The following is a 22,277-nucleotide window of genomic DNA, read 5'->3' as shown; positions in this document are numbered from 1 at the left end:
GTTGCCCGGTCAAATCGGCCACCGGGCGTCGGGGGAACACCGCCGCCCACAGGCATCACGCAGTGACGGTGTGTGCCCAGGTCAGGGGCGCCGTGTCCGGCACGCTGTCCGGAACGGGTGGCGGACAGGTCAACCGGTGGCGACCGCGAGCGCGTGGCGGTACTCCCGCGTCCACTCGGCGTCGCGCTGGTCCGCCGGCAGGCCAGCCAGGCCGGTACGCAGGTTGTCGATGCCGGCCGGGTGGTCGCCGAGCGCCAGATAGGCCAGGCCCAACCCCATCCGGGAGAACGTCGGCGTCAGCCAGTACGCCAGCACCGGCGCCTGCTCGTTCTCGGCCACCTCGGTGAGGTCGCTCGCCTCAGCCAGCAGCCGTACCGCCGCGTCTCGGTCGCCGAGCAACGCGCAGCCGTGCGCGGCCTGAATGGCGTCACCGACACGCTGTAGGGCCGTCGCGCCGGGGGTGTGGTACGCGGCGAGAAAGTGCCGCACGATGCCTCTCGGGTTGCCGCGCTGCCGTTCGAGGTAGCCGCGGAAGTTTTCCACCTGCGCGGCCATCGGCCCGCTGTCGATGGCGTCGGCCTGGTTGGCGGCCTCGATGAGCACCCGCACCGCCTCACCGTCGTTGCGAGCCTCAGCGTGCAGCCAGCCCACGAACTGCGTCCACTCCGCGACCACCTCGTGCAGCCCGGCGGCGTGCGGCCCGGCGGCCCGCTCGGCCAGCTGCTGCGCGGTGTGCCACTGCGCCACCATGGCGGGCAGCGTCACCGGTGCCGGCAGAACGTCGTCGAGCCGACGCTGAGCGGCCAGCACATCGCCGATCAGCCGCACCGCCGTGCCGTCGAGCCGGGATGGCTCGGCGAACACGTACGCCAGGCGGTCATCGTCGTCGGGGGTGGTGACGGCCGGGGCGTCGACCACCATGGCGGCCAGCGTCCCGCTGGCGTGCAGCGTGTCGTCCAGGTGCGCGGCCAGATCCCGGGACGGCCGGGTACGCCCCGCCTCAAGGTCGTGAACGTAGGATTTGCCGACGAACGCCTGCCGAGCTAGCTCCCGCAGCGACAGGCCACGCTCACGGCGCAGCCGGGCCAGTTCGGCAGGAAATCGCGGGTCAACGAGGGTATGCGCGCGTGGCGGCATCGCTGCTCCCCAGGTAGCGGTCTACGCGGCGGCCCTGCCGACCACTACAACCGGCGTGCCACCACAGTCGACGGTACCCGGCACCGGTACGCCACCACAGCAGCTGACAGGCGCTCCGGGCCATGTCGGCGAGGCGACACCACCACGGCGAGGCGACACCACCACCCGGTACGGCGGAAGATGGCCTGGTGAAGATCGACCGCAAGCTGGACCCGCTCATAGCTGGCATGAGCGTCAACGGGCGGCCGAGGCGGAGCGGCGTGCTTCATCGATCACACGAACACCGCGTGGGAGAAGACGAGCATGCGCCAGCGGCGGGTACACCTTGGGTAGCGAACCGGCGGGACCGGTCGGCCGGGGCGGTCCACCTGGCCACAGGCCGGCCGGCCCGGCTGGGGCCGCTGGTCACCGCGGCTGCCGCCGGTACATCTCACCGAAGGACGACCACCCCTGCGGGTCTACTCGCACTGGTGGCCGGACGACGATCAGCGGCCGCGCGTCGCGATCGGCGCTGCTTTCCGGCGTGAAGCCGGTGTACACACCGTGCGCCCAAGCAAGGAGGCGTGATCTATGCTCGCCCAGCTCAGACCGGTTGCCCGACCTCCACCGTCTATTTGGCGTTGTATTGATCAACGGCGGGGGTGTAGTTGAACAAAGCGGGCGACTTGGCTGTTGAGCTGCCGTGACGGCTGGCATTGATGGTCAGCAGTAGGCAGCGCAAGTTGCCCTCCGACGGCCTCAGAACGGCATGATCTTGGTTCTGGCGGTGGCCGTAGGTGCCGTTACACCTGTCGGAAGTCAGACTCGCCGCCAAACGGACAGGCGAGTTTTCGTATGTTTTGCCAGAGTTGGTCATATTCAAGTCACAGCCATGGACCTTGGAGCGATATCACTCGCCGCTTCAAGCCGTAAACTCCATGACCACGCTCCGCAGCGATAAGAGGAAGGGCGCGGCATGCGGGTATCCGAGTACTACAGATTAGGCAAGAGGCAGTCGGAACTCGATTTTGTCGACGTAGATATCGTCAACGATGTTCGCCTCTACGTTGACCCACGAGCCATAGCTCAATTGTCGGGCCCTTGGGCGGATAGTTGCGCATCGGCGATCCAGTCGTTCTTTCAAAGAGTGCTTGATGCGATTACCGACGGCGACAACGACCTCGCGCTCTCTCTCCTCTCCAATCTCAGGGAGCCCAACGAGACCCACCTAGGACTCTCTCGTGGCCCGTCGAATGGAAGCGGCGTCGGCAACGAACTCGCCAGAGATTTCTGGCAAGCTCTTTCTAGCAGCAAAGCTGTCCGCACCGGCCTCATTCAGGACCTGGAAGATACAGCGCTTCTGATTGAAGGTGTCGATCGCGACCGCATCTCTGACATCACTACGAACATCATTCGACGTCAGCTTATCTCCTACACGCAGGAGACTTCCGAGTACCACAATATACCTTTAGCTGAGGGTGTAGCATCTGGCCCGCTTTGGAACTCCAACAAGGGAGAATGGTACGAGGAGTACACTTCCTTGCCAAACCCCAATGGAGCCAAGCTCATTCTGATCCCCAAAGAAATAGTTCGGCGCAAGCTCCACATGAATTCCAACGACTACTATAGGCATCAGGTACTAAACTTCCTGGTCGCCCAAGAATACGCCGCAGGGAGCCTGGTTAAGCTGGTGCGTGGTCGGCCTACGGTCACCAAGAAAGATGTGGACGCGAAGTATAAGGAGCAGTTCGGCGTCGGACGAGACAACCCAGGGGTAGAGAAGCGGATTAATTCTGCGGTTTCAGCAGATAATCCAGACATGCTCCCCAGCTACAAGGAGCAAAAAGCAGCGAATCCCAGTCGCATCCTTGAGAACGAAGAGATCGCCGAAGTAGTTGGCGGTGATCTAAGCGAAGCCGAGGATCTTCTTGCTCGGGTGATCGAGGTGGAGCCAGGAAGCAGGCAGGCAGATCTATATGAGCGACGCATTCAGGATCTCTTTACTGCCATTTTCTACCCGCACTTGGTACATCCCAAACGGCAGCATCCACTCCACGACGGGCGCAAGCGGCTTGATCTGACCTACACCAACGCCGCCCGGCATGGTTTTTTTCAGTGGCTTAGCATGCACTATCCGTCCGCCAACATAATGATCGAATGCAAAAACTACAACCGCCCAATCGATAATCCCGCCCTCGATCAGATTCAAGGACGATTCTCCCCTTCCCGCGGCATAGTCGGATTGCTGGTGTATCGCGGGTACACAGACAAGGAGAAGATCTGGAGATCGTGTCTCGACACGGCTCATGACCATCGCGGGTACATCATTCCTCTCGATGACGACGATCTCAAAGCTCTGGTGCAAGAGCTTTCCGCGCCCCCATCAGGCGAAGCGTTCGGCTATCTACATCAACTCTTCAATCGACTGACGCACAACTAGAACACCCCCGAGCGGGCTACTCGCCATCCCGTTTGCCTTCGACCCGCCCTGCTGGGGAGCGGGCCTCCGCCCGGCCCGCCACGTCAAGGCGGCCTTGACGCCCGGTCGGGCGCTGGCGGGTCGGGCGGTTGTCTGCTCGGCTCGCCCGGGTCGAGGGCAGGCGGGATGGCCTACCGCAACTACCCACGGACCGCGACCCGCCGACGGAGTCCCAGCCATCCTGGAGCCGGAGCGCCCCCCGCCGGAGGCGCAGTAGCCGCAACCCCGCGACCGCCGCCAACTCGCCGACGCGCCCGGTGTGCGCTCCCTACGCCGCGCGGGCTCGTGGCCGCGCGGCCCGGCCGGCTGCCGGCCCACCACCACCCGGTCAACGCCACCTGTCGTTCTGCGGCGGCCCTATGGGCTACCCGCTTCCGCGCCAGCCGCCGGGCGTGTTGCGTGGCCGGAGTCGGAGCGCCAGCGGAGCGACGGACGCTCGCCCAGGCGGCGGCGCGTGCGGCCCGTTGCGGGCCGCCTTGAAGACGTACAGAAACTTTGAACCACGTCGCCGGCAGCCGGCCGGCCTCGTCTCGTCGGCCAACGGACACGGGATGGTGCGGACCGAGTGTGCTCCGTACCCTGGGCGGCATGGCTGCCCTCGTCGATGCCGCTCGGGAAGTTGCGCGGCACCTACTTGAGACACCGTTGCCCCGCCGTTGGAGTCACGTCCAGGCGGTCGCCGCCAAGGCGGACCGGATCAGCGCGGCGGTGCCGATCGAGGACCGTGAGGTTCTTGTGGCGTCGGCGTGGATGCATGACGTGGGCTACAGTCCCGACCTGGTCGACACCGGCTTTCACTCCCTGGATGGTGGCCGCTGGCTGCGACGCCAGAAGCACGACGAGCGGATCGCCGCTCTGGTGGCTCACCACTCCTGCGCCTGGTTGGAAGCCGAGGAACGTGGGCTCGGTGAGGTCCTGGCCGCCGAGTTCCCTCGGGAGAAAACTGCGGTGACTGACGCCCTCTGCTTCTCGGATATGACGACCGGCCCTGACGGGCAGGACTTCGAGGTTCTGGAACGGCTGGCGGAGATCCGGTCGCGGTACGGGCCGGAGCACCTGGTGACCCGGTTCATCGGCCGGGCGGAACCGGAGATGGTCGCCGCTGTGCAGCGGACTCAGCGCCGGCTCGTCGGCAGCGTCCCTCAGCCGATGTAGGGCGTTGCGCGTTCCTCGTACCCGTGGGTGATGCGGAGCATGGTTGACGGGTGGATATCGAGCGCGGCCAGCTCGTCGCGGGCCACCCACCGGACAGCGCTTGACTCGTCGCTCGGGGTCGGTGTGCCGCTGACGGGAACAGCCCGGAAGCAGAGGGAGAACTGCTGTCGGACCTCGCCGTCTGAGTACCCGACGACATGGCCCGGGTCTGAGTAGACGCCAACGATTCCGGTCACCTCGACCTGGACGCCGGTCTCCTCGTAGGTCTCCCGGACCGCCGTCTCCGCGACCGACTCGCCGATCTCCTGACCGCCACCGGGCAGGGACCACAGACCGTTGTCCGTGCGCTGGATGAGCAGCACCCGGCCCTGCTCGTCTCGGACGAAGACGGATACGGCCACGACGATGCTGTTGGCCTTCGGTGCGCTCGGGTCGTGGTAGTGCTCGGTCCTCGCCATGGTCCTAGGCTGCCACCTCACCGCACGGCTCAAACTTCGAGGCGGCTAGAACCCTGTCGAAGCTGTCGGAGACGAGTTGCTGCCAACGGCCCGCGCCCTGGCCGACGAGCAGGGCACGGTGCCGTCCCGAAAACCAGATCATGCAGCGGCTCAAGGCCGGTGCCCCGAAGGCGAACGCCTACGGTCCGACCTGCTGACCGACGCCGTGTCCCGCCTGGACCCGTCAGAGAGGGGTGTACTGGCATCATCCTGCCGGCACCCACACCCACGCCCATCCGGCTCGCCCGAAGGATTGAGCGCTCCCCGCGCGCGAGGGGATGCCGAGTAGACACCCCCCGGTGGGTCCCGGCGTGCCGGATGCAGTAGCCCTGCCGGGCTTGCCACCGGCAGGGCTACTGCTTGCAGGCGCACCGCGTCCAGGCCGTGAACCTGACGGTGAGCCGGCCCGGGTCGGCGGCCGGTAGGTCGTCCAGGGCGGCCGTCAACAACGCGCCCACGAACATCGACAGGGCCACCCGGTCCCGGCCGTAGTGCTCGCCGAGCCGTACCCGCGCCGGGGCGCACGGCCAGGGTGTGTCCGGCTCGCAGCTGCCGCACGTCCAGGCGGGCCGTAGCGGCACGTGCTGGTCGCCCAGGCGTGCGGGTAGGGCGTCGACGGCACGGCCGATCCTGACCGCCTCAGTGGCCATCGCCGCCCGGTACGACACCGACCGCCCGGTCATGCCGGCCACCGGGCGTTACGGCGGGCCTGGTCGAGCAGACGTTGCCGGGCCGCTTGCTGCTCGACGCTCTGCGACCGTTGCCCGGTGCCGACCGGCGGGACGGTACGCCGCCGCAGCCACCGCCGAAACCTGTTCCACGTACGCACCGCCGCCACCTCCGCCGGAGTCCGGAAGGCGGCGGCGGGTTCCCCGCACCTGGTGGGACGCGATGGACACCGCCGCCGCCGCAGAGGGCCTGACGCAGGGGGACCACGCCGGCCTCTCCTGTCCACCGTCCCTGCTGGACAGCACTTCAACCAGGGACGTCGATGACTAGAAGCACAGGTCAGCGGCCCAACTGGTACATGATGTACCGGTCAGGACGCGTAGCCGACCAAGGTCGCCAGGTCCGCCAACTCCGCCGACATCGCGCGCCGACGACCAGCGGCGATCTGCCGCACGATGTCCCGCGCGTACCGCTGGTGCCGCAACCACGCCGGCGCCCGGTCCCGGAGGTCAAGCAGCACCCCGGTCGCGTCGGCGTACCGGCGTCGTTCGGCGTGCGCCCACGCCACGTCCAGACGGTGACGCTGCCACGACGTGGCCACCGTCTCCCCGGCCGGCACCCGCTCGGCCAGATGGAGCACCCGGCCCGGATCACCGGCCACGGCCGCCGCCTCCACCCGCATCATGTCCACCCGGGCCGTCCGGAACCCGCCGAGGATCGCCAGGTGCCCGCCACCCACCGGCCGGTCCGCGAGCCGGGCCGCCGCAGCTGCCGCCGAGTCCAGCAGCGCCGCCGCGTCGTCCGGCCGGTTGTCCCGGGCGGCAGCCGCCGCAGCGGCCAGCAGCAGCCACCCCACACCGCCAGTTCCGCCGGGTCGGCCCGCCGTAGCCGTGGCTCTACGGCGTCGGCGGTGGCGATGGCCACCTGCTCGGCCTCAGCCAGCCGTCCCTGCCGCAGCAGCAGCCACGACGAACCCTTGACCGTCGACGCACCCAGCACCGGGTCCCCGGCCGCCTCAGCGGCGTCCAGGGCCGCCACCACGGCCGCGTACGCCAGGTCTGCGGCGCGCAGCTGGATCAGTAGCTCACCGGCCAGGTAACGGGCCTGCGCGAGCGTCGCGTAGGCGTGCGCACCGGCGGCCTCGGCGGTGTGCCGGGCGTCGTCGAGCAGGCGGGGCAGCGCCACCAGGGCCGCCGCGTAGTCGCCGCGGTGATACGCCGCATCAGCGTCACGCAGCCGCACCCGCACAGCATCCACGGTTGACGGCAGCCCGTCCCGCGCTGCGGCGATCGGGCCACCCAGACCGCGGGCGGGGGTAAAGGCTCGACGAAGTTCCGCCAGGGACAACGGCCGGTGGTGGGGCTCGCGGCGGGCGGCGGCCTGCGAGGTGTCGCCGAGCAGTGCGGTGGTGGGCACGTCCAGGGCGCGAGCGAGCGCGTGCAGGGTGGCCATGCGGGCGGAGGCGCGCGCCCCGCTCTCCAGCTTGCGGATCGTCTCCACGGACACCCCGGCCCGCTCGGCGAGCTGCTCTTGGGTGAGTGTCGACTGGCGGCGGATGCGGGCGAGGTGCTCGCCGATCGTGGGCTCCATGATCGTCTCCCAGGTAGCGGTCTGGGTGGCGGCCCGCCGACCGCTACAACCCGCGGGCCGTCCGCAGTCGACGGTACCCGCCGGATGGGCGTCACATCCGCAGCCGCGGTCGGCGTGGTGGGCTGGCCGGTGGTCGGGTTCCGGCCCGGCCCGGCTACGTCTGCCGGTGGCGCGACGAAGCGGCAAGCAGCGCAAAAGTCGTTCACCCGGAAGGTTGATGCCGACCGCTACCGCGCCGAGGTCGAGGTCGAGGTCGAGGTCGAGGTCGAGCACAGCCTCAACACCGGCAGCTACATCGACCCGAAGGCCGGCAAGGTCACGTTCCGCTCCTACGCCGAGGCGTGGCGGGGCGGCCCAGGTCCACCGGCCGAACACCGCCATGCGGACCAAGTCGCCGCTTCACCGGCACGTCTACCCGCACCTCGGTGACCGGCCGATGGCCGCAATCCGGCTCAGCGAGTTGCAGGCGTTCGTGCCCGGCCTCGACCTGGCTCCGTCCTCGGTGCGCCCAGCGTGGGCGACCGTCCGCGCGATCTTCGGCGCGGCAGGGAGGGACCGGATAATCGGCCACGAACCGTGCGACGGCATCAGGCTGCCCGAGCTGCCGCACGATGAGGTGGTGCCGCTGCTGCTGGATCAGGTCGACGCGCTCGCCGCCGCAGTGCCGACCCGGTATCGCCGCCTCATCAGGCGGACGCGGTCACCGGCCTACGGCAGGGCGGAATCTTCGGCCTGGAGGTGCCGAAGGTCGACCTTTCTCCGCAAGGAACTGGTCGTGGACCAGCAGGTCCAGCCGACCACCGGCGGGGCGGTGATGCTGCGCAAGGCTCGGTTCATCTTCGTCGACGACGGGCAACCGCTGCACCGCAGCACGTTCAACATCGAGGTGTGGGCGCCGGCCCGGCAGGCGGTCGGCCTGCCAGAGGCGACGATGCACGACCTCCGGCACCTCTACGCCTCGCTGCTGATCCGCGACGGGCACAGTCCGAAGTTGGTCGCGAAGATGCTCGGACACGCCGACCCGTCTCAGACGCTCAAGAAGTACGCCCACCTGTGGCCGGACGACGACGACCGGGCGCGGAGCGCGATCGACGCCGCGTTCCGGCGCAATGTGCCCCGCTTGCGACCCGCGAAGGATGCGTAATCTATGTTTGCCCAGCTCAGACCGGCTTCCCGGCCTCCACCGTCTATTTGGCGTTGAAGTAGCTCGCCTCGGGGTGGTGGACGACGATGGCGTCGGTGGCCTGCTCGGGCATGAGCTGGAACTCCTCCGACAGCTGCACGCCGATCCGCTCGGCGCCGAGCAGCTCCACGATCTTCGCCCGGTCCTCCAGGTCCGGGCAGGCCGGGTAGCCGAACGCGTACCGGCAGCCCCGGTAGTCGGTGCGCAGCAGGCCGGCCAGGTCCGTCGGATCGTCGTCGGCGACGGTACGGCCGTCGGGCAGGGTCAGCTCGGCCCGGACGCGCTTGTGCCAGTACTCGGCGAGGGCCTCGGTGAGCTGCACGGACAACCCGTGCACCTCCAGGTAGTCGCGGTACTCGTTGCGGGCGAACAGCTTGGCCGCGTACTCGCTGACCGGCTGGCCGACGGTGACCAGCTGCAACGCGACCACGTCCAGCTCCTCGCCGCGCGGGCGGAAGAAGTCGGCCAGGCACAGCCGCCGCTCCTGCCGCTGCCGGGGGAAGGAGAACCGAGCCCGCTCGGCGTGGCCGTTCTCGTCCAGCAGCACCAGGTCGTTGCCCTCGGCGTACGCGGGGTAGTAGCCGTACACGACGGCCGCCTCCAGCACCTGGTCGGAGATCAGCCGGTCCAGCCAGTAGCGCAGCCTGGGCCGGCCCTCGGTCTCCACCAGCTCCTCGTAGGACGGGCCCTTGCCGCCGCGCGCGCCGCGCAGCCCCCACTGGCCCATGAAGGTGGCCCGCTCGTCCAGCAGCGCCGCGTAGTCCGCCAGCGGCACCCCCTTGATGACCCGGGTGCCGAGGAACGGCGCGGTCGGCACCGGCACGTCGACGGCCACGTCGGAGCGCACCGAGGCGTCGTGCAACTCCGGCAGTGACTCGGCCACCACGGCGCGCTGCCGCTCCCGGCGGGCCCGCCGCGCCGCCAGGGCCGTCTCCCGCTCGGCGTCGACCACCGGGGCGCCGCCGCGCTTGGCGGTCATCACCCGGTCCATCAGGGACAGCCCCTCGAAGGCGTCACGGGCGTAGTGCACCTGGCCGGGAAAGACCGACCGCAGGTCGTCCTCGACGTACGCCCGGGTCAGCGCCGCGCCGCCGAGCAGGACCGGCCAGCGTTCCGCGACCCCCCGGGTGGCCATCTCGGCGAGGTTCTCCTTCATGATGACCGTGCTCTTGACCAGCAGGCCGGACATGCCGATCGCGTCGGCGCGGTGCTGCTCGGCCGCGTCGAGGATGGCGGAGATCGGCTGCTTGATGCCGATGTTCACCACCTCGTAGCCGTTGTTCGACAGGATGATGTCGACCAGGTTCTTGCCGATGTCGTGCACGTCGCCCTTGACCGTGGCAAGAACGATGCGGCCCTTGCCACCGTCGTCGGCCTTCTCCATGTGCGGTTCGAGGTATGCCACCGCGGTCTTCATCACCTCGGCGGACTGGAGCACGAACGGCAGCTGCATCTGCCCGGAGCCGAACAACTCGCCGACGACCTTCATGCCGTCCAGCAGGATGTCGTTGATGATCGCCAGCGGTGCCGTGCCGGCGGCCATCGCCGCCTCCAGGTCGGCCTCCAGGCCGTTGCGCTCGCCGTCGATGATCCGCCTCTTGAGCCGCTCGTGCAGCGGCAGCGCGGCCAGCTCCTCGGCCCGGGTGGCCCGTGCCGAGGCGGCGTCGACGCCCTCGAAGACCTGGATGAACCGCTGCACCGGGTCATAGCCCTCGCTGCGGCGGTCGTAGATCAGGTCGAGGGCGACCGTGCGCTGCTCGTCGGGGATCTTGGACATCGGCAGGATCTTGCTGGCGTGCACGATCGCCGAGGTCAGCCCGGCCTGCACGCACTCGTTCAGGAAGACCGAGTTGAGCACCTGCCGGGCCGCCGGGTTCAGCCCGAACGAGACGTTCGAGATGCCGGCCGTGAAGTTCACCCCCGGCCAGCGGCGGGCGATCTCCCGGATCGCCTCGATGGTCTCGATGCCGTCGCGGCGGGTCTCCTCCTGCCCGGTGGCGATCGGGAACGTCAGCGCGTCGATGAGGATGTCGGACCGGCGCAGCCCCCACCGGCCCGTGAGGTCGCCGATCAGCCGCTCGGCGACGCGCACCTTCCACTCCGCCGTACGCGCCTGGCCCTCCTCGTCGATGAGCAGCGCGACCACGGCGGCGCCGTGCTCGGCGACCACCGGCATCACCCGGGCGTAGCGGGAGTCGGGGCCGTCGCCGTCCTCGAAGTTCACCGAGTTGACCACGCACCGGCCGCCGAGCATCTCCAGCCCGGCCTCGATCACCGCCGGCTCGGTGGAGTCGAGCATGATCGGCAGGGTGGAGGCGGTGGCGAAGCGGCCGGCCAGCTCGCGCATGTCCGTGGTGCCGTCGCGGCCGACGTAGTCGACGCACAGGTCCAGCAGGTGCGAGCCATCCCGGGCCTGACTGCGGGCGATCTCCACGCAGGCCTGCCAGTCGGCGGCGAGCATCGCGTCCCGGAACGCCTTGGAGCCGTTGGCGTTGGTCCGTTCCCCCACCATCAGCACGCTGGCGTCCTGGGCGAACGGCACGTGGTGGTAGATCGACGAGACACCGGCGTCGGTGCGGGGCTCCCGCGGCCCCGGCCGGGTGCCGTGCAGCCGTTCGGAGAGCACCGCGATGTGCTCCGGGGTGGTGCCGCAACAGCCACCGATCAGCGAGACGCCGTACTCGGTGACGAAACGCTCCAGCGCGTCGGCCAACTCCGCCGGGGTCAACGGGTAGACCGCACCGTCGGCGGTGAGCTGCGGCAGGCCGGCGTTCGGCATCACCGACAGCGGCACCCGGGCGTGCTGGGAGAGATAGCGCAGGTGCTCGCTCATCTCCGCCGGCCCGGTCGCGCAGTTCAACCCGATCAGGTCGACGCCGAGCGGTTCGATCGCGGTCAGCGCGGCCCCGATCTCGCTACCCAGCAGCATCGTGCCGGTGGTCTCCACGGTGACGTGGCAGATCAGCGGAACCTTGCGGCCCAGCTCCGCCATCGCCCGGTGCGAGCCGACCACCGCCGCCTTCACCTGGAGCAGGTCCTGACAGGTCTCGATGATCAGCGCGTCCGCGCCGCCCTCGATCAGGCCGGCGGCGTTCTCCTGGTACGCGTCCCGAAGCGTGGCGTACGCGGCGTGGCCGAGGGTGGGCAGCTTCGTGCCCGGACCGATCGAGCCGAGCACGAACCGGGGGCGCTCCGGCGTGCTGTACGCGTCGGCCGCCTCCCGCGCGATCCGGGCGCCGGCCTCGGACAGCTCCCGGATCCGGTGCTGGATGTCGTACTCGGCCAGGTTCGCGAGGTTCGCACCGAAGGTGTTGGTCTCGACGCAGTCCGAGCCCGCCGCGAGATACGCCTCGTGCACCCCGCGGACGACCTCGGGCCGGGTGACGTTGAGGATCTCGTTGCAGCCCTCGAGGTCGTCGAAGTCGTCCAGGGTCAGGTCGGCGGCCTGGAGCATCGTCCCCATCGCCCCGTCGGCGATGAGGATCCGGTCTGCCAGCGCATCGAGCAACGAAGTCCGCACGGTCCCAGGTTAGTGCGGCATCGACCGGCCGCATCCCCGCGCGCCACCCCATCCCACAATGTGTCATCGGGATCACGGTGCACGCTTTCGTCTGGTATGCCGGTTGGCGGCGTCACGGCCGGTGGCGGCGGCCGGCCGGGCCGACGTGGGCGGCGGGCCGATCCGGCGCGGCCGGCGGGCCGCGTCGAGGCACGGCACGTAGGCTGACTGATGTGAAGGACTACAGCGACACCACCATGCACCGCGGGCGGACGTCCGGGGCCGGTCCCCGTGCCGCCGGTGACGAGGGTGCGGTGACGGCGTGACCGAGTTCGACGGCCTGCCGGTGCTGCGGTCCCCGGTCGCCATCGCCGCCTTCGAAGGGTGGAACGACGCGGCCGACGCCTCGACCGCCGCGGTCGAGCACCTGGAGCAGGTGTGGGAGGCCCGGCCCATCACCGAGTTGGACCCGGAGGACTTCTACGACTTCCAGGTCAGCCGGCCCACCATCGCCATGTCCGACGGCGCCACCCGGCGGGTGGAGTGGCCGACGACCAGGTTCACCGTGGCCAGCCCGGCCGGCACCGACCGCGACGTGGTGCTGATCCGCGGCATCGAGCCGAGCATGCGCTGGCGCACCTTCTGCGAGCAGGTGCTGGAGATCTGCCACAGCCTGGAGGTCGAACGGGTGGTGCTGCTCGGCGCGTTGCTGGCCGACGTGCCCTACACCCGTCCGCTGCCGATCAGCGGCAGCGCCTCCGACGCCGACGCCGCGCGCCGCTACCAGCTCACCCCCACCCGCTACGACGGGCCGACCGGCATCGTCGGCGTGCTGCACGACGCCTGCACCCGCGCCGAGGTCGACGCCGTCTCGTTCTGGGTGCACGTGCCGCACTACGCCAACAATCCGCCCTGCCCGAAGGCGACCCTGGCACTGCTGCACCGGGTCGAGGAGGTGCTCGACCTGCCGGTGCCGATGGCCGACCTCGCCGAGGAGGCGGCCGAATGGGAGCAGCGGGTCCGCAGCGCCGCCGAGCAGGACGCCGAACTGGGTGAGTACGTCCGCGAGCTGGAGGAACGGGTCGGCGACGCGGGCATCACCCCGTTGACCGGGGACGAGATCGCCCAGGAGTTCGAGAAGTATCTGCGCCGCCGCGGCGGATCGGCCGGCCCCACCGCCGGTTCCTGGTAACCCTCGCCGCACTACCGTTCCGAGACCCCGGGCACGACCGCCGGGGTCTCGCCGCGTCTCCGGCGGAATCTGACCCGCGTGTCGGGACGCGGTTCGGGGTGGCGGGCTCACCCCACGTAGGGCATCCTAGGAACCTAGCTGAGACGAGGAGGCCGGGGATGCAGATCAACCCGGGCGTGGCCGAGTTCCCGCACCGGCAGATCGCCGCGCAGCTGAGAACCCAGATCCGCCGAGGCGACTGGGCGCCGGGCGAGCGGCTACCGTCGATCCCGGCCATCGCCGAGATGTTCGGCGTGGCGAAGCAGACCGTGCAACGCGCCGTCGACCAACTACGGGTCGAAGGCGTCCTGATCACCAAGCCGGGCTCCGGTACGTACGTGCGCGGCACCCGGCGGCGGCTCAACCGGCTCTCCCGCGGACGTTACGGCGGCTTCCGCGGCTACCACACCGACCTGGCCGCCCGGTACCGCCAGCAACTCGTCTCCGTCGGCCGCTCCCCCGCGCCGCCGGAGGTGGCCGACGCGTTCGGCGTGGCCGACGGCACCGAGCTGCTCTGCCGCCGGCACCTGGTCCGCACCGAGGACTCCCCGGTGGAGGTGGGTGCCTCCTGGTTCCTGCCCGCCGACGCCGCCGGCACCTCGCTGGAACGCACCGAGGCGTTCGGCCGCCCGCTCTACCAGGAGGCCGAGGAGGCCACCGGACGGCGGTACGCGACCGCCACCGACACGATCACCGCGCGCCAGCCCAGCCGGGAGGAGTCGGAGACCCTCCAGATCCGGCCGGACACCCCCGTCCTGCACCTGCTGCACGTGGCGTACGACGCGCACCGCAGGCCCATCGAGGTCGCCCAGGCCACCTGGCCCGGCCCGGTCACCACACTCACCGAGGAGTACAAGATCCCCGCCCCCACCAAACCCCCCACCCCGACCCCGGCCTAATCCTCGGCTAACTCCCCCTCCCTCCCCCGCCCCCGCCCCCACCCTCCGCACCGCCGATCATGCAGTTGTGGTGCTGGACATAGTCCGCGAACCACCCCGACCCGGGGCGCCACAACTGCATGATCGACGCGGGTGGGGGTGCGGTGGGGGTGGGGTGGGGGTGGGGGTGGGGTGGGGTGGGGGGAGTTAGAGGCGGAGGCCTAGGAGGGCGTCCAGGGTGTTGGTGAACAGGGGTGGGGCGGTCGGGTCGTCGGCCACTCCGGAAAGGGTCTGGTCGGCCCAGGTGTCGGCCAGGGCGAGTGCGCCGGGCGAGTCGAGGTCGTCGGTGAGGCGCTCGCGTACGGCGGCCAGGAAGGCCCGCCCCGACGGGCCGGCGGGCGCCGCGGCGGCGCGACGCCAGCGGCCCAGCCGCTCCAGCGCGGTGGTCAGCAGGTCGTCGGTCCAGGATCGGTCGGCGCGGTAGTGCCCGGAGAGCAGCGCCAGCCGGACCGCCATCGGGTCCACCCGGTCGGCGCGCAGCCGGGAGACGAAGACCAGGTTGCCCCGGGACTTGGACATCTTCTCGCCGTTCAGGCCGATCATGCCGGCGTGCACGTAGTGGCCGGCGAACGGCGCCGCGCCGGTCAGCCGCTCGGCGTGCGCGGCGGAACACTCGTGGTGCGGGAAGAGCAGGTCGTTGCCGCCGCCCTGCACGTCGACGGTGGACCCGAGCAGGCCCAGGGCGATCACCGCGCACTCGATGTGCCAACCCGGCCGGCCCGGGCCGAGGTCGCCACCGGGCCAGGACGGTTCGTCCGCTCGGGCGCCGCGCCACAACAGCGGGTCCAGCGGGTCGCGCTTACCGGCCCGGTCCGGGTCGCCGCCGCGCTCAGGAAAGATCTTCAGCATCTGCTCGCGGGTCAGGTTGGACTCGTAGCCGAACCGCGGCGCGGCGCACGTGTCGAAGTAGACGTCGCCGGTGCCGTCGTCCAGCCGGTACGCGGCACCGTCCTTGAGCAGCACCAGCACCTTCTCGGCGATCTCCGGGATCGACTCGACCGCGCCGACGTAGTGGGCCGGCGGGATGATCCGCAGCGCCTCCATGTCCTCGCGGAACAGCGCCGTCTCCCGCATCGCCAGGACCTTCCAGTCCTCACCGTCGCGCTCGGCCCGCTCCAGCAGCGGGTCGTCGATGTCGGTGACGTTCTGCACGTACCGGACCTCGTGGCCCGCGTCGCGCCACATCCGCTGCGCCAGGTCAAAGGTGATCATGGTGGCGGCGTGGCCGAGGTGGGTCGCGTCGTACGGAGTGATGCCGCAGACGTACATGGTGGCCGGACCGGCCGGATCGGTCGGGTGCACACCCTGGCGCGCCGAGTCGAACAACCTCAGCGGCTCGCCCCTGCCCGGCAGCCGCGGCACCTCGTGCCCCACCCAAGAGTCCATGACGGTCAGCCTAACCAGCCGTCGGGCGGCGTCACGCCAGCCTGGGAGTGATCAACGCGACAGGCTTCGTCGCCCTCCGACCGGCCCAGCCGGATCAGATCGGCGGCCACGGCACCGCCGGCCAGTCCGGTGACGGCCGCGGGAAGCGGCCCCGCTCGCGCAGCCGGTCGACCCGGGCCGCCAGCTCGGCGATCTCGCCCAGAGTGAGGTGCTCGGCCAGTTCCTCGGCGAGCGGTCCGGAGATCTGACGGGCCAGGCGGTCGAGCGTCTCGACCACGTCCGCCGGCAGCCGCCGGCCGGCCCAGCCCCAGAGCACCGTGCGCAGCTTCTCCTCCACGTGGAAGCTCACCCCGTGGTCGACCCCGTGGACCCGGTCGTCCGCCCCGAGCAGGACGTGGCCACCCTTGCGATCCGCATTGTTGATCACCGCGTCGAGCACCGCGAGCCGGGCCAGCCGCGGGTCGTCGGCGTGCGCCAGGGCGTACGGCGTGCCGTCGTCGTCGCGGGCCGCCGCGACCGGAAACCACCGGGGCGGCAGCGCGTCGGCCGGCACGAACCCGACCAGCGGTTCGGTGTCGTCCGGTTCGTCGATCCACAGCTGGCACGACCCCGGGCCGAACGGCCCGTCGCGCAGCACCGTCGGCGGCACCAGATCCCAGCCGGTGGCCACCGAGACCAGGTGGGCGGCAACCTCGCGGCCGGCCAGCGTGCCGTCCGGAAAATCCCACAACGGCCGCTCACCGCGCACCGGCTTGTACACGCACCGCGCCGAGACACCGTCGAGCGTCAACACACCGCGCAGCGTGGTGTTCGAGGCGTCGACCAGCCGCCCCTCGACGCTCAGCTCACCGTCGCGCAACAGGCGCAGCGCCGCGCCATCGTCCTGCCGGGGTGCCAGGCCGGACGAGGTCACCGGTGGTAGCCGTTGTTCCGTGGGCAGAGATGGCCGGCCGGATCGAGCGGCTGGCCACACAGCGGGCAGGGAGGTCGGCCGGCGTTGACCACCCGGCGGGCCCGCTCGATGAACGCGCGGGTCTCCTCGGGCGTCAACCGGACCCGCAACCGGTCGAGGTCCTCGTCGGGCTCGACGTCGTCGGGCTCGTCCTCCTCCGACTCGCCCAGCTCGATCTCGGCCTCCGCCTCGCCGACCGCGATCGCCTCGATCACCACGGTCGCGGTGTCCGCGTCGAAGGCCAGGCCCAGCGTGCCGACCCGGAACTCCTCGTCGACCGGCGTCTCCAACGGGTCGTTGTCACCGAGCGAGACGGGGGCCTCGGGCAGGTCCACCCCGAAGCGGCGCTGCGCCTCGGTGAGCAACTCCTCCAACTTCTCGGCGAGCAGGGAGACCTGGACCTTCTCCAGCGCGACGCTGACCAGCCGGCCGCCACCACGCGCCTGGAGGAAGAACGTGCGCTCCCCTGGCGGCCCGACGGTCCCGGCGACGAACCGCTCCGGCGGCTCGAAGGCGTGCACCTGGTGGGTCATACCCACGACCCTATCCGGCGGCCCCCCGCAGCGGGCACCCCACCGACCCGAATCGCGACGCACTCCCGGCAGCGGGTCACGGTGGGCCCGGCGGCGCTCCGCACCGGGCGGCTCACCGGGGCGCTCCTGCTCCGCCGCCGACCGCCGCATCCGAGTCCGTCGACCGACCGGCCCGCCGACGCCGCCTGCGCGCCGGTGGGACCAGCCCCGACAGCTCACCGCCGACGTCGTTGAGGCGGACCAGGAAGGGCCGCAGCGGGGTGTAGCGGATCGCGGTCACCGAGGCCGGGTCCACCACGATCCGCTGGAAAAGATCCAGGTGTACGCCGAGGGCGTCCGCCACGATTGCCTTGATCACATCTCCGTGGCTGCACGCCAGCCAGACCACCTCGGGACCGTGCTCGGCGGTCAGCCGGGCGTCCCAGGCGCGCACCGCCGCGACCGCCCGGACCGCCATCTGCGCCATCGCCTCGCCCTCGGGGAAGACCGCCGCGCTGGGATGCTGCTGCACCACGGGCCAGAGCGGCTCCTTGGCCAGCTTCTTCAGCGGCTGCCCCTCCCAACTGCCGTACCCGCACTCGATCAGCCCCTCGTCCACCACCGGCGATGCCTGCGGCAGCGCCAGCTCCAGGGTCTGCCGGCAACGGATCAGCGGGCTGGTCACCACGGCCGCCAGCGGCACGGCCCGCAGCCGCTCGCCGACGACGCTCGCCTGGGCGCGGCCGGTCTCGTCCAGCTCGACCGGTTGCCGGCCGGCGAGACCGCCGTCGGCGTTGGCGGTGGTACGTCCGTGCCGCAGGAGCAGAAGTGTCGCCACCCGCACCACCCTAGGCCCTCGCCCCGCTCACCCCGCCGCCATCTGCGGGGCGTCCTTCGTCGCAGCTCAGGTGGCGCTGATGGTGCCCGTCAGCAGGAGGGCGAGCACCAGGGTGCCGACCGCGACCCGGTAGAGCACGAAGACGTACAGGGTGTGGTGCGCGACGTACCGCAACAGCCAGGCGATGGCCGCGTAGCCGATGGCGAACGCGATGAGCGTGGCGACCACCATCTGCGCGACGCTCGGTACCGACGTGCCGGCCGCCGCCGGCTCGAAGACGTCACCGAGGCTGAACACTCCGGACATCACCACCGCGGGGATGGCCAGCAGGAACGAGTAACGGGCCGCCGTCTCGCGGGTCAGGTTCAGGAACAGGCCGAAGGTGAGCGTGGCTCCGGAACGTGACACGCCGGGAATCAGCGCCAGCGCCTGGGCGAAGCCCATCACCACGCCGTCGCGCAACCGGAAGTCCCGCAGGGTCCGGGTCTGCCGGCCCCAGTACTCGGCGAAGGCGAGGACGAAGGCGAACAGGATCAGGGTGCTGGCCACCACCCACAGGTTGCGGGCGGTCTCCCGGATCTGGTCCTTGAAGAGGAACCCGAAGAAGCCGATCGGGATGGACCCGATGATCACGTACCAGCCCATGCGGTAGTCGAGGCTGGTGCGCACCGACCTGTCCCAGATCCCCAGGACCCAGGTGCGCCCGATGCGCCAGATGTCCTTGGCGAAGTAGAGCAGGACGGCCGCCTCGGTGCCCAACTGGGTGACCGCGGTGAAGGACGCACCGGCGTCGCGTTCGAAGAAGATGGCCGAGGTGATCCGCAGGTGCCCCGACGAGCTGACCGGGAGGAACTCGGTCAGGCCCTGGACGATGCCCAGGACGATGGCTTCGACCCAGGTCACTCCCCGACTCCCGAGAGCTCCAGCGCCTCGGCGACGGTCCGCAGGGTCTGTACGCCGGTCTCGGGATCGGCGACGAAGAGGGTCACCGAGAGGGTGGTCACCCCGGCCGCGGCGTACTCGCGCATCCGCTCGGCGATGCGTTCCTTCGGGCCGAGCAGCGAGGTCCGGTCGATGAACTCCAGCGGCACCGCGGCGGCGGCGTCCCGCTGCCGCTTGGCCAGGTAGAGCTCCTGCACCTCGCGGGCGTCGTCGCCGTAGCCCATCCGGGTGGCCAACTGGTTGTAGAAGTTCTGCTGCCGGCTGCCCATGCCGCCGACGTACAGGGCCGCGTACCAGCGGACCAACTGTGCGCAGGCGTCGAGGTCGTCGCCGACCACGACCGGCACGGACGGCACCACGTCGAACCCGGCCAGTTCCTTGCCGGCCTTGGCCCGGCCGGCGCGGACCGCCGCGAGCTGTTCCTCGGCGAACTCCGGTGCGTAGAAGACGGCCAGCCAGCCGTCGGCGATCTCACCGGCCAGTTCCAGGTTCTTCGGGCCCACCGCGGCCAGGTAGATCGGGATGCGCTCACGCGGCGGATGGAAGCCCAGCCGCAGTGCCTTGCCGGGGCCGTCGGGTAGCGGCAGCGTGTAGAACTCGCCGTCGTAGGCGACCTCCTTGCGAGCCACCGCGAGCTTGACGATGTCCACGTACTCCCGGGTGCGGGCGAGGGGCTTGCCGAAGCGGACGCCGTGCCAGCCCTCGGAGACCTGCGGGCCGGAGACCCCGAGGCCGAGCCGGAACCGGCCGCCGGAGAGGGCGTCCATGGTCGCCGCCGTCATCGCGGTCATCGCGGGGGTCCGGGCGGGAATCTGCATCACCGCGCTGCCGATGTCGATCCGCTCGGTCTGCCCGGCCATCCAGGCGAGCATGCTCGGCGAGTCGGAGCCGTACGCCTCCGCCGCCCACACCACCGAGTAGCCGAGCCGGTCCGCCTCCTGGGCCAGAGCCAGGTGGTGGGCCGGCGTGCTCCACGCTGTCTGGTATCCGAGATTCAGCCCGAGTCGCACAGAGTCCTCCCCCATCCGCAGTCGCATCAGGTTACGCAATGCCGACGATGGGGACGATCACCGGCTCACCCCGTTGCGCGGGGCGAGCGGGAACACGAACCGGCGGGCAGACTCGACAAGAGCGAGGATGTCGATCCGACCCCGGTTCGAAATAAGGTTCACCCATGCAGCAGCGACCGCTCGGCCGAAGCGGGCTGGCGGTTTCCCGGCTCGCGCTCGGCACCATGACCTGGGGCCGGGACACCGACGCCGACGACGCGGCCGCACAACTGAAGAGCTACCTCGACGCGGGCGGCAACCTGATCGACACCGCCGACGTGTACGGCGACGGCGACGCCGAGTCGGTGATCGGCTCGCTGCTGGGCAGCCTGGTGCCCCGCGAGGACCTGTTGATCGCGACGAAGGCCGGGTTGCGGCCGGGCGGCGGCGACCGGCGCCGGGACGGCTCCCGGGGGCACCTCCTGCGTACGCTGGACGCCTCGCTGCGGCGGCTGGGCACCGACCACGTCGACCTGTTCCAGGTGCACGGATACGATCCGCGGACCCCGCTGGAGGAGACCCTGGCGGCGCTGGACCACGCGGTGGCCAGCGGTCGGGTGCGCTACGTCGGCGTGTCGAACTTCTCCGGCTGGCAGACCGCCCGGGCCGCCGCGTGGCAGACGGCCTGGCCGGGGCGGGCCCCGGTGGTGGCCGCGCAGGTGGAGTACTCGCTGTTGGAGCGGGGGGTGGAGCGGGAGGTGCTGCCGGCCTGCGAGGCGCTCGGGTTGGGCGTGCTGCCCTGGTCGCCGCTCGGCCGCGGCGTGCTCACCGGCAAGTACCGGCACGGCCGGCCCGCCGACTCCCGCGCGGTTTCCCCCCATTTCGAGCGGTTCGTCGCCACCTATCTGGAGCCGCGCTGCTCCAGCATCGTGGAAGCCGTCGCCACCGCCGCGAACGGACTCGGCGTGTCCCCGCTGGAGGTGGCGCTCGCCTGGATCCGGGACCGGCCCGGAGTGACCGCGCCGATCCTCGGCGCGCGTACCTCCGGGCAACTGCTCGGCGCGCTCCAGGTCGAACGGATGACCCTGCCGGAGGAGATCACCATCGCGCTGGACGACGTGTCGGCGCTGGAGGTCGGCTATCCCGAGCGCGACGGCTGAGGACCACCGGGCGGACGCCCCGGCGCGGGGCGGAGATCGACCGCGGCGCGGGTCACCCCGTAGAGGGTGGCGCCCGCAGGCCTGGCTGGGCAGCATGGTGCCCATGGACTACGAATACGCGCCGCTGCGGTTACCGCCGAACGTCGACCGGCTGACCGCCGCGGCACAGCTGGCGATCCAGGCGGAGTTCTCCGGCTGGGAACTGGCCCGGGTGCGGCTGTTCCGGGACGGCACGCGCCAGGTGGTGCTGCGCCGCCGCCGGGTCAACCAGCCGCAGCCGGGCCTGTCGTACTGACCGGTCCGCGCACCGCCCGGAGGGCACGGTCCCGGACGGATCGGGTGGCCGACTCCGTCCGGGATGCCGGTGCGACCGCGCCATCAGCTCGACCGCCGGTGGAGGGCGACGGCCAGGCTCGCCGGCAGCACGGACCGCACCGCCCGGCGCACGCTCAGTGCACGTGGTCGTGCTCCTCGTCGATCTCCAGGAAGGGGTGCTCGTCGAGCCGGCCGACCAGCCGGTCGTCGGCGGCGGGCTGGAACGGGCCCACCGGGTCGTCGTCGGAGAACGACTCCAGGTCCACCGGGGTACCGACCTCGCTGACCATCACCACGCCGTCGAGCGGTTCCAACTCCGGCAGGTCGAGCGCGCCGAGGGAACCGTCGCCGCTCTGCAACAGCTCCAGCACCGCCTCGCCGACGCCCTCCACCGGCGGCACCTCCTCGTCGCCCGGGACGCCCTCACGGCGGGCCGCCTCGGCGATCCGGATCAGCGCGGAGACACTGGGCACCCGGTAGTCGCGCCGCTGCCGCACGGAGATCACCTGAGGATGCGGATCGGTCGACTCGACCCCTTCGGCACCGGCGAAGCGCTGGTCGGCCTCGTCCGGGTCGATCGACTCGACGTCCCACGGGGTAACCTCGCCGAAGGCGTCCATGAGTTGCTCGTCGTAGGCGAACGAGGCGTTGTTCAGCGCGACGTACGCCTGCCAGACGTCGTCGTCGTCGATCCGGCCCTGCGCGGCGCGGACGGCGGCCAGGTGGTGGCGGGCCGCTTCGATCACGCGTTCGAGGGCGGCGTCCAGCTCACCGTGCTGGTCGGTCATGTGAGGCGTCCCCTTCACGAAGAATCCCAGGATGTTCG

General features: G+C 70.7%; 19 protein-coding genes and 2 pseudogenes. 8 read left to right on the top strand and 13 right to left on the bottom strand.

Features of this window, described 5'->3' with window-relative positions:
• Positions 1–129: 129 nt before the first annotated feature.
• The gene (locus KIF24_RS12315) at positions 130–1,137 is read right to left on the bottom strand and encodes a helix-turn-helix domain-containing protein (RefSeq protein ID WP_221084157.1); all 1,008 of its coding nucleotides are present in this window, start codon (positions 1,135–1,137) and stop codon (positions 130–132) included.
• Positions 1,138–2,092: 955 nt separating this feature from the next.
• Between KIF24_RS12315 and KIF24_RS12310 the strand changes: the two genes are divergently transcribed.
• Together KIF24_RS12310 and KIF24_RS12305 are read left to right on the top strand one after the other, a co-directional pair.
• Positions 2,093–3,556 (top strand): hypothetical protein, encoded by a 1,464-nt coding sequence (locus tag KIF24_RS12310; protein ID WP_221084156.1) that lies wholly within the window; start codon positions 2,093–2,095, stop codon positions 3,554–3,556.
• A 627-nt stretch (positions 3,557–4,183) separates the two neighbouring features.
• A complete protein-coding gene (locus tag KIF24_RS12305; RefSeq protein ID WP_221084155.1) occupies positions 4,184–4,750 on the top strand; it encodes an HD domain-containing protein in 567 nt (188 codons plus the stop codon).
• On the opposite strand, the gene KIF24_RS12300 is transcribed toward KIF24_RS12305, so the two are convergent.
• From KIF24_RS12300 to KIF24_RS33910, 4 genes and pseudogenes are all read right to left on the bottom strand, one after another.
• The gene (locus KIF24_RS12300; protein WP_221084154.1) at positions 4,738–5,208 is read right to left on the bottom strand and encodes an NUDIX domain-containing protein; all 471 of its coding nucleotides are present in this window, start codon (positions 5,206–5,208) and stop codon (positions 4,738–4,740) included. The two genes, KIF24_RS12305 and KIF24_RS12300, sit on opposite strands and share 13 nt — an antisense overlap.
• A 392-nt stretch (positions 5,209–5,600) precedes the next feature.
• Positions 5,601–5,930 carry a hypothetical protein gene (locus KIF24_RS12295; protein WP_230415519.1) on the bottom strand — a complete coding sequence of 110 codons (330 nt, stop codon included), beginning with the start codon at positions 5,928–5,930 and terminating at the stop codon, positions 5,601–5,603.
• Entirely contained in the window at positions 5,927–6,076 is a 150-nt protein-coding gene (locus KIF24_RS12290; protein ID WP_221084153.1) for a hypothetical protein, read from the bottom strand. Before KIF24_RS12290 ends, KIF24_RS12295 begins: the two co-directional genes overlap by 4 nt.
• Before the next feature lie 210 nt (positions 6,077–6,286).
• Positions 6,287–7,506: pseudogene (locus KIF24_RS33910) on the bottom strand (helix-turn-helix domain-containing protein).
• 84 nt (positions 7,507–7,590) lie between these two features.
• On the opposite strand from KIF24_RS33910, the gene KIF24_RS12280 reads away from it, so the two are divergent.
• Positions 7,591–7,935 (top strand): hypothetical protein, encoded by a 345-nt coding sequence (locus tag KIF24_RS12280; RefSeq protein ID WP_221084152.1) that lies wholly within the window; start codon positions 7,591–7,593, stop codon positions 7,933–7,935.
• A 7-nt stretch (positions 7,936–7,942) separates the two neighbouring features.
• On the top strand, positions 7,943–8,650 hold the full coding sequence (locus KIF24_RS12275) for a tyrosine-type recombinase/integrase (RefSeq protein ID WP_221084151.1): 708 nt from the start codon (positions 7,943–7,945) through the stop codon (positions 8,648–8,650).
• 43 nt (positions 8,651–8,693) lie between these two features.
• Here the strand turns inward: KIF24_RS12275 and metH are convergent, their stop codons facing one another.
• Positions 8,694–12,209, bottom strand: a complete 3,516-nt coding sequence (metH, locus tag KIF24_RS12270) for a methionine synthase (RefSeq protein ID WP_221084150.1) — start codon at positions 12,207–12,209, stop codon at positions 8,694–8,696.
• Positions 12,210–12,510: 301 nt separating this feature from the next.
• On the opposite strand from metH, the gene KIF24_RS12265 reads away from it, so the two are divergent.
• A complete protein-coding gene (locus tag KIF24_RS12265) occupies positions 12,511–13,380 on the top strand; it encodes a PAC2 family protein (RefSeq protein ID WP_221084149.1) in 870 nt (289 codons plus the stop codon).
• A 158-nt stretch (positions 13,381–13,538) separates the two neighbouring features.
• Positions 13,539–14,329: pseudogene (locus KIF24_RS12260) on the top strand (GntR family transcriptional regulator).
• 175 nt (positions 14,330–14,504) lie between these two features.
• On the opposite strand, the gene mshC reads toward KIF24_RS12260, so the two are convergent.
• The 6 genes from mshC to KIF24_RS12230 all read right to left on the bottom strand — a co-directional run bounded on the left by mshC (position 14,505) and on the right by KIF24_RS12230 (position 19,997).
• Positions 14,505–15,743: a cysteine--1-D-myo-inosityl 2-amino-2-deoxy-alpha-D-glucopyranoside ligase gene (mshC, locus tag KIF24_RS12255; protein WP_221084147.1), complete on the bottom strand. Its 1,239-nt coding sequence runs from the start codon at positions 15,741–15,743 to the stop codon at positions 14,505–14,507.
• Between the two features lie 94 nt (positions 15,744–15,837).
• Positions 15,838–16,656 carry an SCO1664 family protein gene (locus KIF24_RS12250; protein ID WP_221084146.1) on the bottom strand — a complete coding sequence of 273 codons (819 nt, stop codon included), beginning with the start codon at positions 16,654–16,656 and terminating at the stop codon, positions 15,838–15,840.
• Positions 16,653–17,228, bottom strand: coding sequence for a DUF3090 domain-containing protein (locus KIF24_RS12245; RefSeq protein ID WP_221084145.1), 576 nt, complete (start codon positions 17,226–17,228; stop codon positions 16,653–16,655). Before KIF24_RS12245 ends, KIF24_RS12250 begins: the two co-directional genes overlap by 4 nt.
• Positions 17,229–17,340: 112 nt before the next feature.
• A complete protein-coding gene (locus tag KIF24_RS12240) occupies positions 17,341–18,054 on the bottom strand; it encodes a histidine phosphatase family protein (RefSeq protein ID WP_221084144.1) in 714 nt (237 codons plus the stop codon).
• Positions 18,055–18,111: 57 nt separating this feature from the next.
• Positions 18,112–18,948 (bottom strand): undecaprenyl-diphosphate phosphatase, encoded by an 837-nt coding sequence (locus tag KIF24_RS12235; RefSeq protein WP_221084143.1) that lies wholly within the window; start codon positions 18,946–18,948, stop codon positions 18,112–18,114.
• Complete coding sequence (locus KIF24_RS12230; RefSeq protein ID WP_221084142.1) at positions 18,945–19,997, bottom strand: LLM class F420-dependent oxidoreductase; 1,053 nt, start codon at positions 19,995–19,997, stop codon at positions 18,945–18,947. Before KIF24_RS12230 ends, KIF24_RS12235 begins: the two co-directional genes overlap by 4 nt.
• Before the next feature lie 164 nt (positions 19,998–20,161).
• Here KIF24_RS12230 and KIF24_RS12225 point away from each other — a divergent pair, with 164 nt between their 5' ends.
• Both KIF24_RS12225 and KIF24_RS12220 read left to right on the top strand, forming a co-directional pair.
• Positions 20,162–21,136, top strand: a complete 975-nt coding sequence (locus KIF24_RS12225) for an aldo/keto reductase (protein ID WP_221084141.1) — start codon at positions 20,162–20,164, stop codon at positions 21,134–21,136.
• A 103-nt stretch (positions 21,137–21,239) separates the two neighbouring features.
• The gene (locus tag KIF24_RS12220; protein ID WP_053655860.1) at positions 21,240–21,431 is read left to right on the top strand and encodes a DUF5703 family protein; all 192 of its coding nucleotides are present in this window, start codon (positions 21,240–21,242) and stop codon (positions 21,429–21,431) included.
• 154 nt (positions 21,432–21,585) lie between these two features.
• On the opposite strand, the gene KIF24_RS12215 is transcribed toward KIF24_RS12220, so the two are convergent.
• Complete coding sequence (locus KIF24_RS12215; RefSeq protein WP_221084140.1) at positions 21,586–22,239, bottom strand: hypothetical protein; 654 nt, start codon at positions 22,237–22,239, stop codon at positions 21,586–21,588.
• Positions 22,240–22,277: the final 38 nt, after the last annotated feature.

The organism is Micromonospora tarapacensis (assembly GCF_019697375.1).
In the GTDB taxonomy this organism is placed as follows: domain Bacteria; phylum Actinomycetota; class Actinomycetes; order Mycobacteriales; family Micromonosporaceae; genus Micromonospora; species Micromonospora tarapacensis.
This window is presented reverse-complemented; position numbering and strand designations above follow the sequence as displayed.

Bases quoted from the DNA above. Each gene is read 5' to 3' on its own strand.
- KIF24_RS12315 (WP_221084157.1), bottom strand. From the start codon at position 1,137: ATGCCGCCACGCGCGCATACCCTCGTTGACCCGCGATTTCCTGCCGAA.
- KIF24_RS12310 (WP_221084156.1), top strand. From the start codon at position 2,093: ATGCGGGTATCCGAGTACTACAGATTAGGCAAGAGGCAGTCGGAACTC.
- KIF24_RS12305 (WP_221084155.1), top strand. From the start codon at position 4,184: ATGGCTGCCCTCGTCGATGCCGCTCGGGAAGTTGCGCGGCACCTACTT.
- KIF24_RS12300 (WP_221084154.1), bottom strand. From the start codon at position 5,208: ATGGCGAGGACCGAGCACTACCACGACCCGAGCGCACCGAAGGCCAAC.
- KIF24_RS12295 (WP_230415519.1), bottom strand. From the start codon at position 5,930: ATGACCGGGCGGTCGGTGTCGTACCGGGCGGCGATGGCCACTGAGGCG.
- KIF24_RS12280 (WP_221084152.1), top strand. From the start codon at position 7,591: ATGGGCGTCACATCCGCAGCCGCGGTCGGCGTGGTGGGCTGGCCGGTG.
- KIF24_RS12275 (WP_221084151.1), top strand. From the start codon at position 7,943: ATGGCCGCAATCCGGCTCAGCGAGTTGCAGGCGTTCGTGCCCGGCCTC.
- mshC (WP_221084147.1), bottom strand. From the start codon at position 15,743: ATGGACTCTTGGGTGGGGCACGAGGTGCCGCGGCTGCCGGGCAGGGGC.
- KIF24_RS12245 (WP_221084145.1), bottom strand. From the start codon at position 17,228: ATGACCCACCAGGTGCACGCCTTCGAGCCGCCGGAGCGGTTCGTCGCC.
- KIF24_RS12225 (WP_221084141.1), top strand. From the start codon at position 20,162: ATGCAGCAGCGACCGCTCGGCCGAAGCGGGCTGGCGGTTTCCCGGCTC.
- KIF24_RS12220 (WP_053655860.1), top strand. From the start codon at position 21,240: ATGGACTACGAATACGCGCCGCTGCGGTTACCGCCGAACGTCGACCGG.
- KIF24_RS12215 (WP_221084140.1), bottom strand. From the start codon at position 22,239: ATGACCGACCAGCACGGTGAGCTGGACGCCGCCCTCGAACGCGTGATC.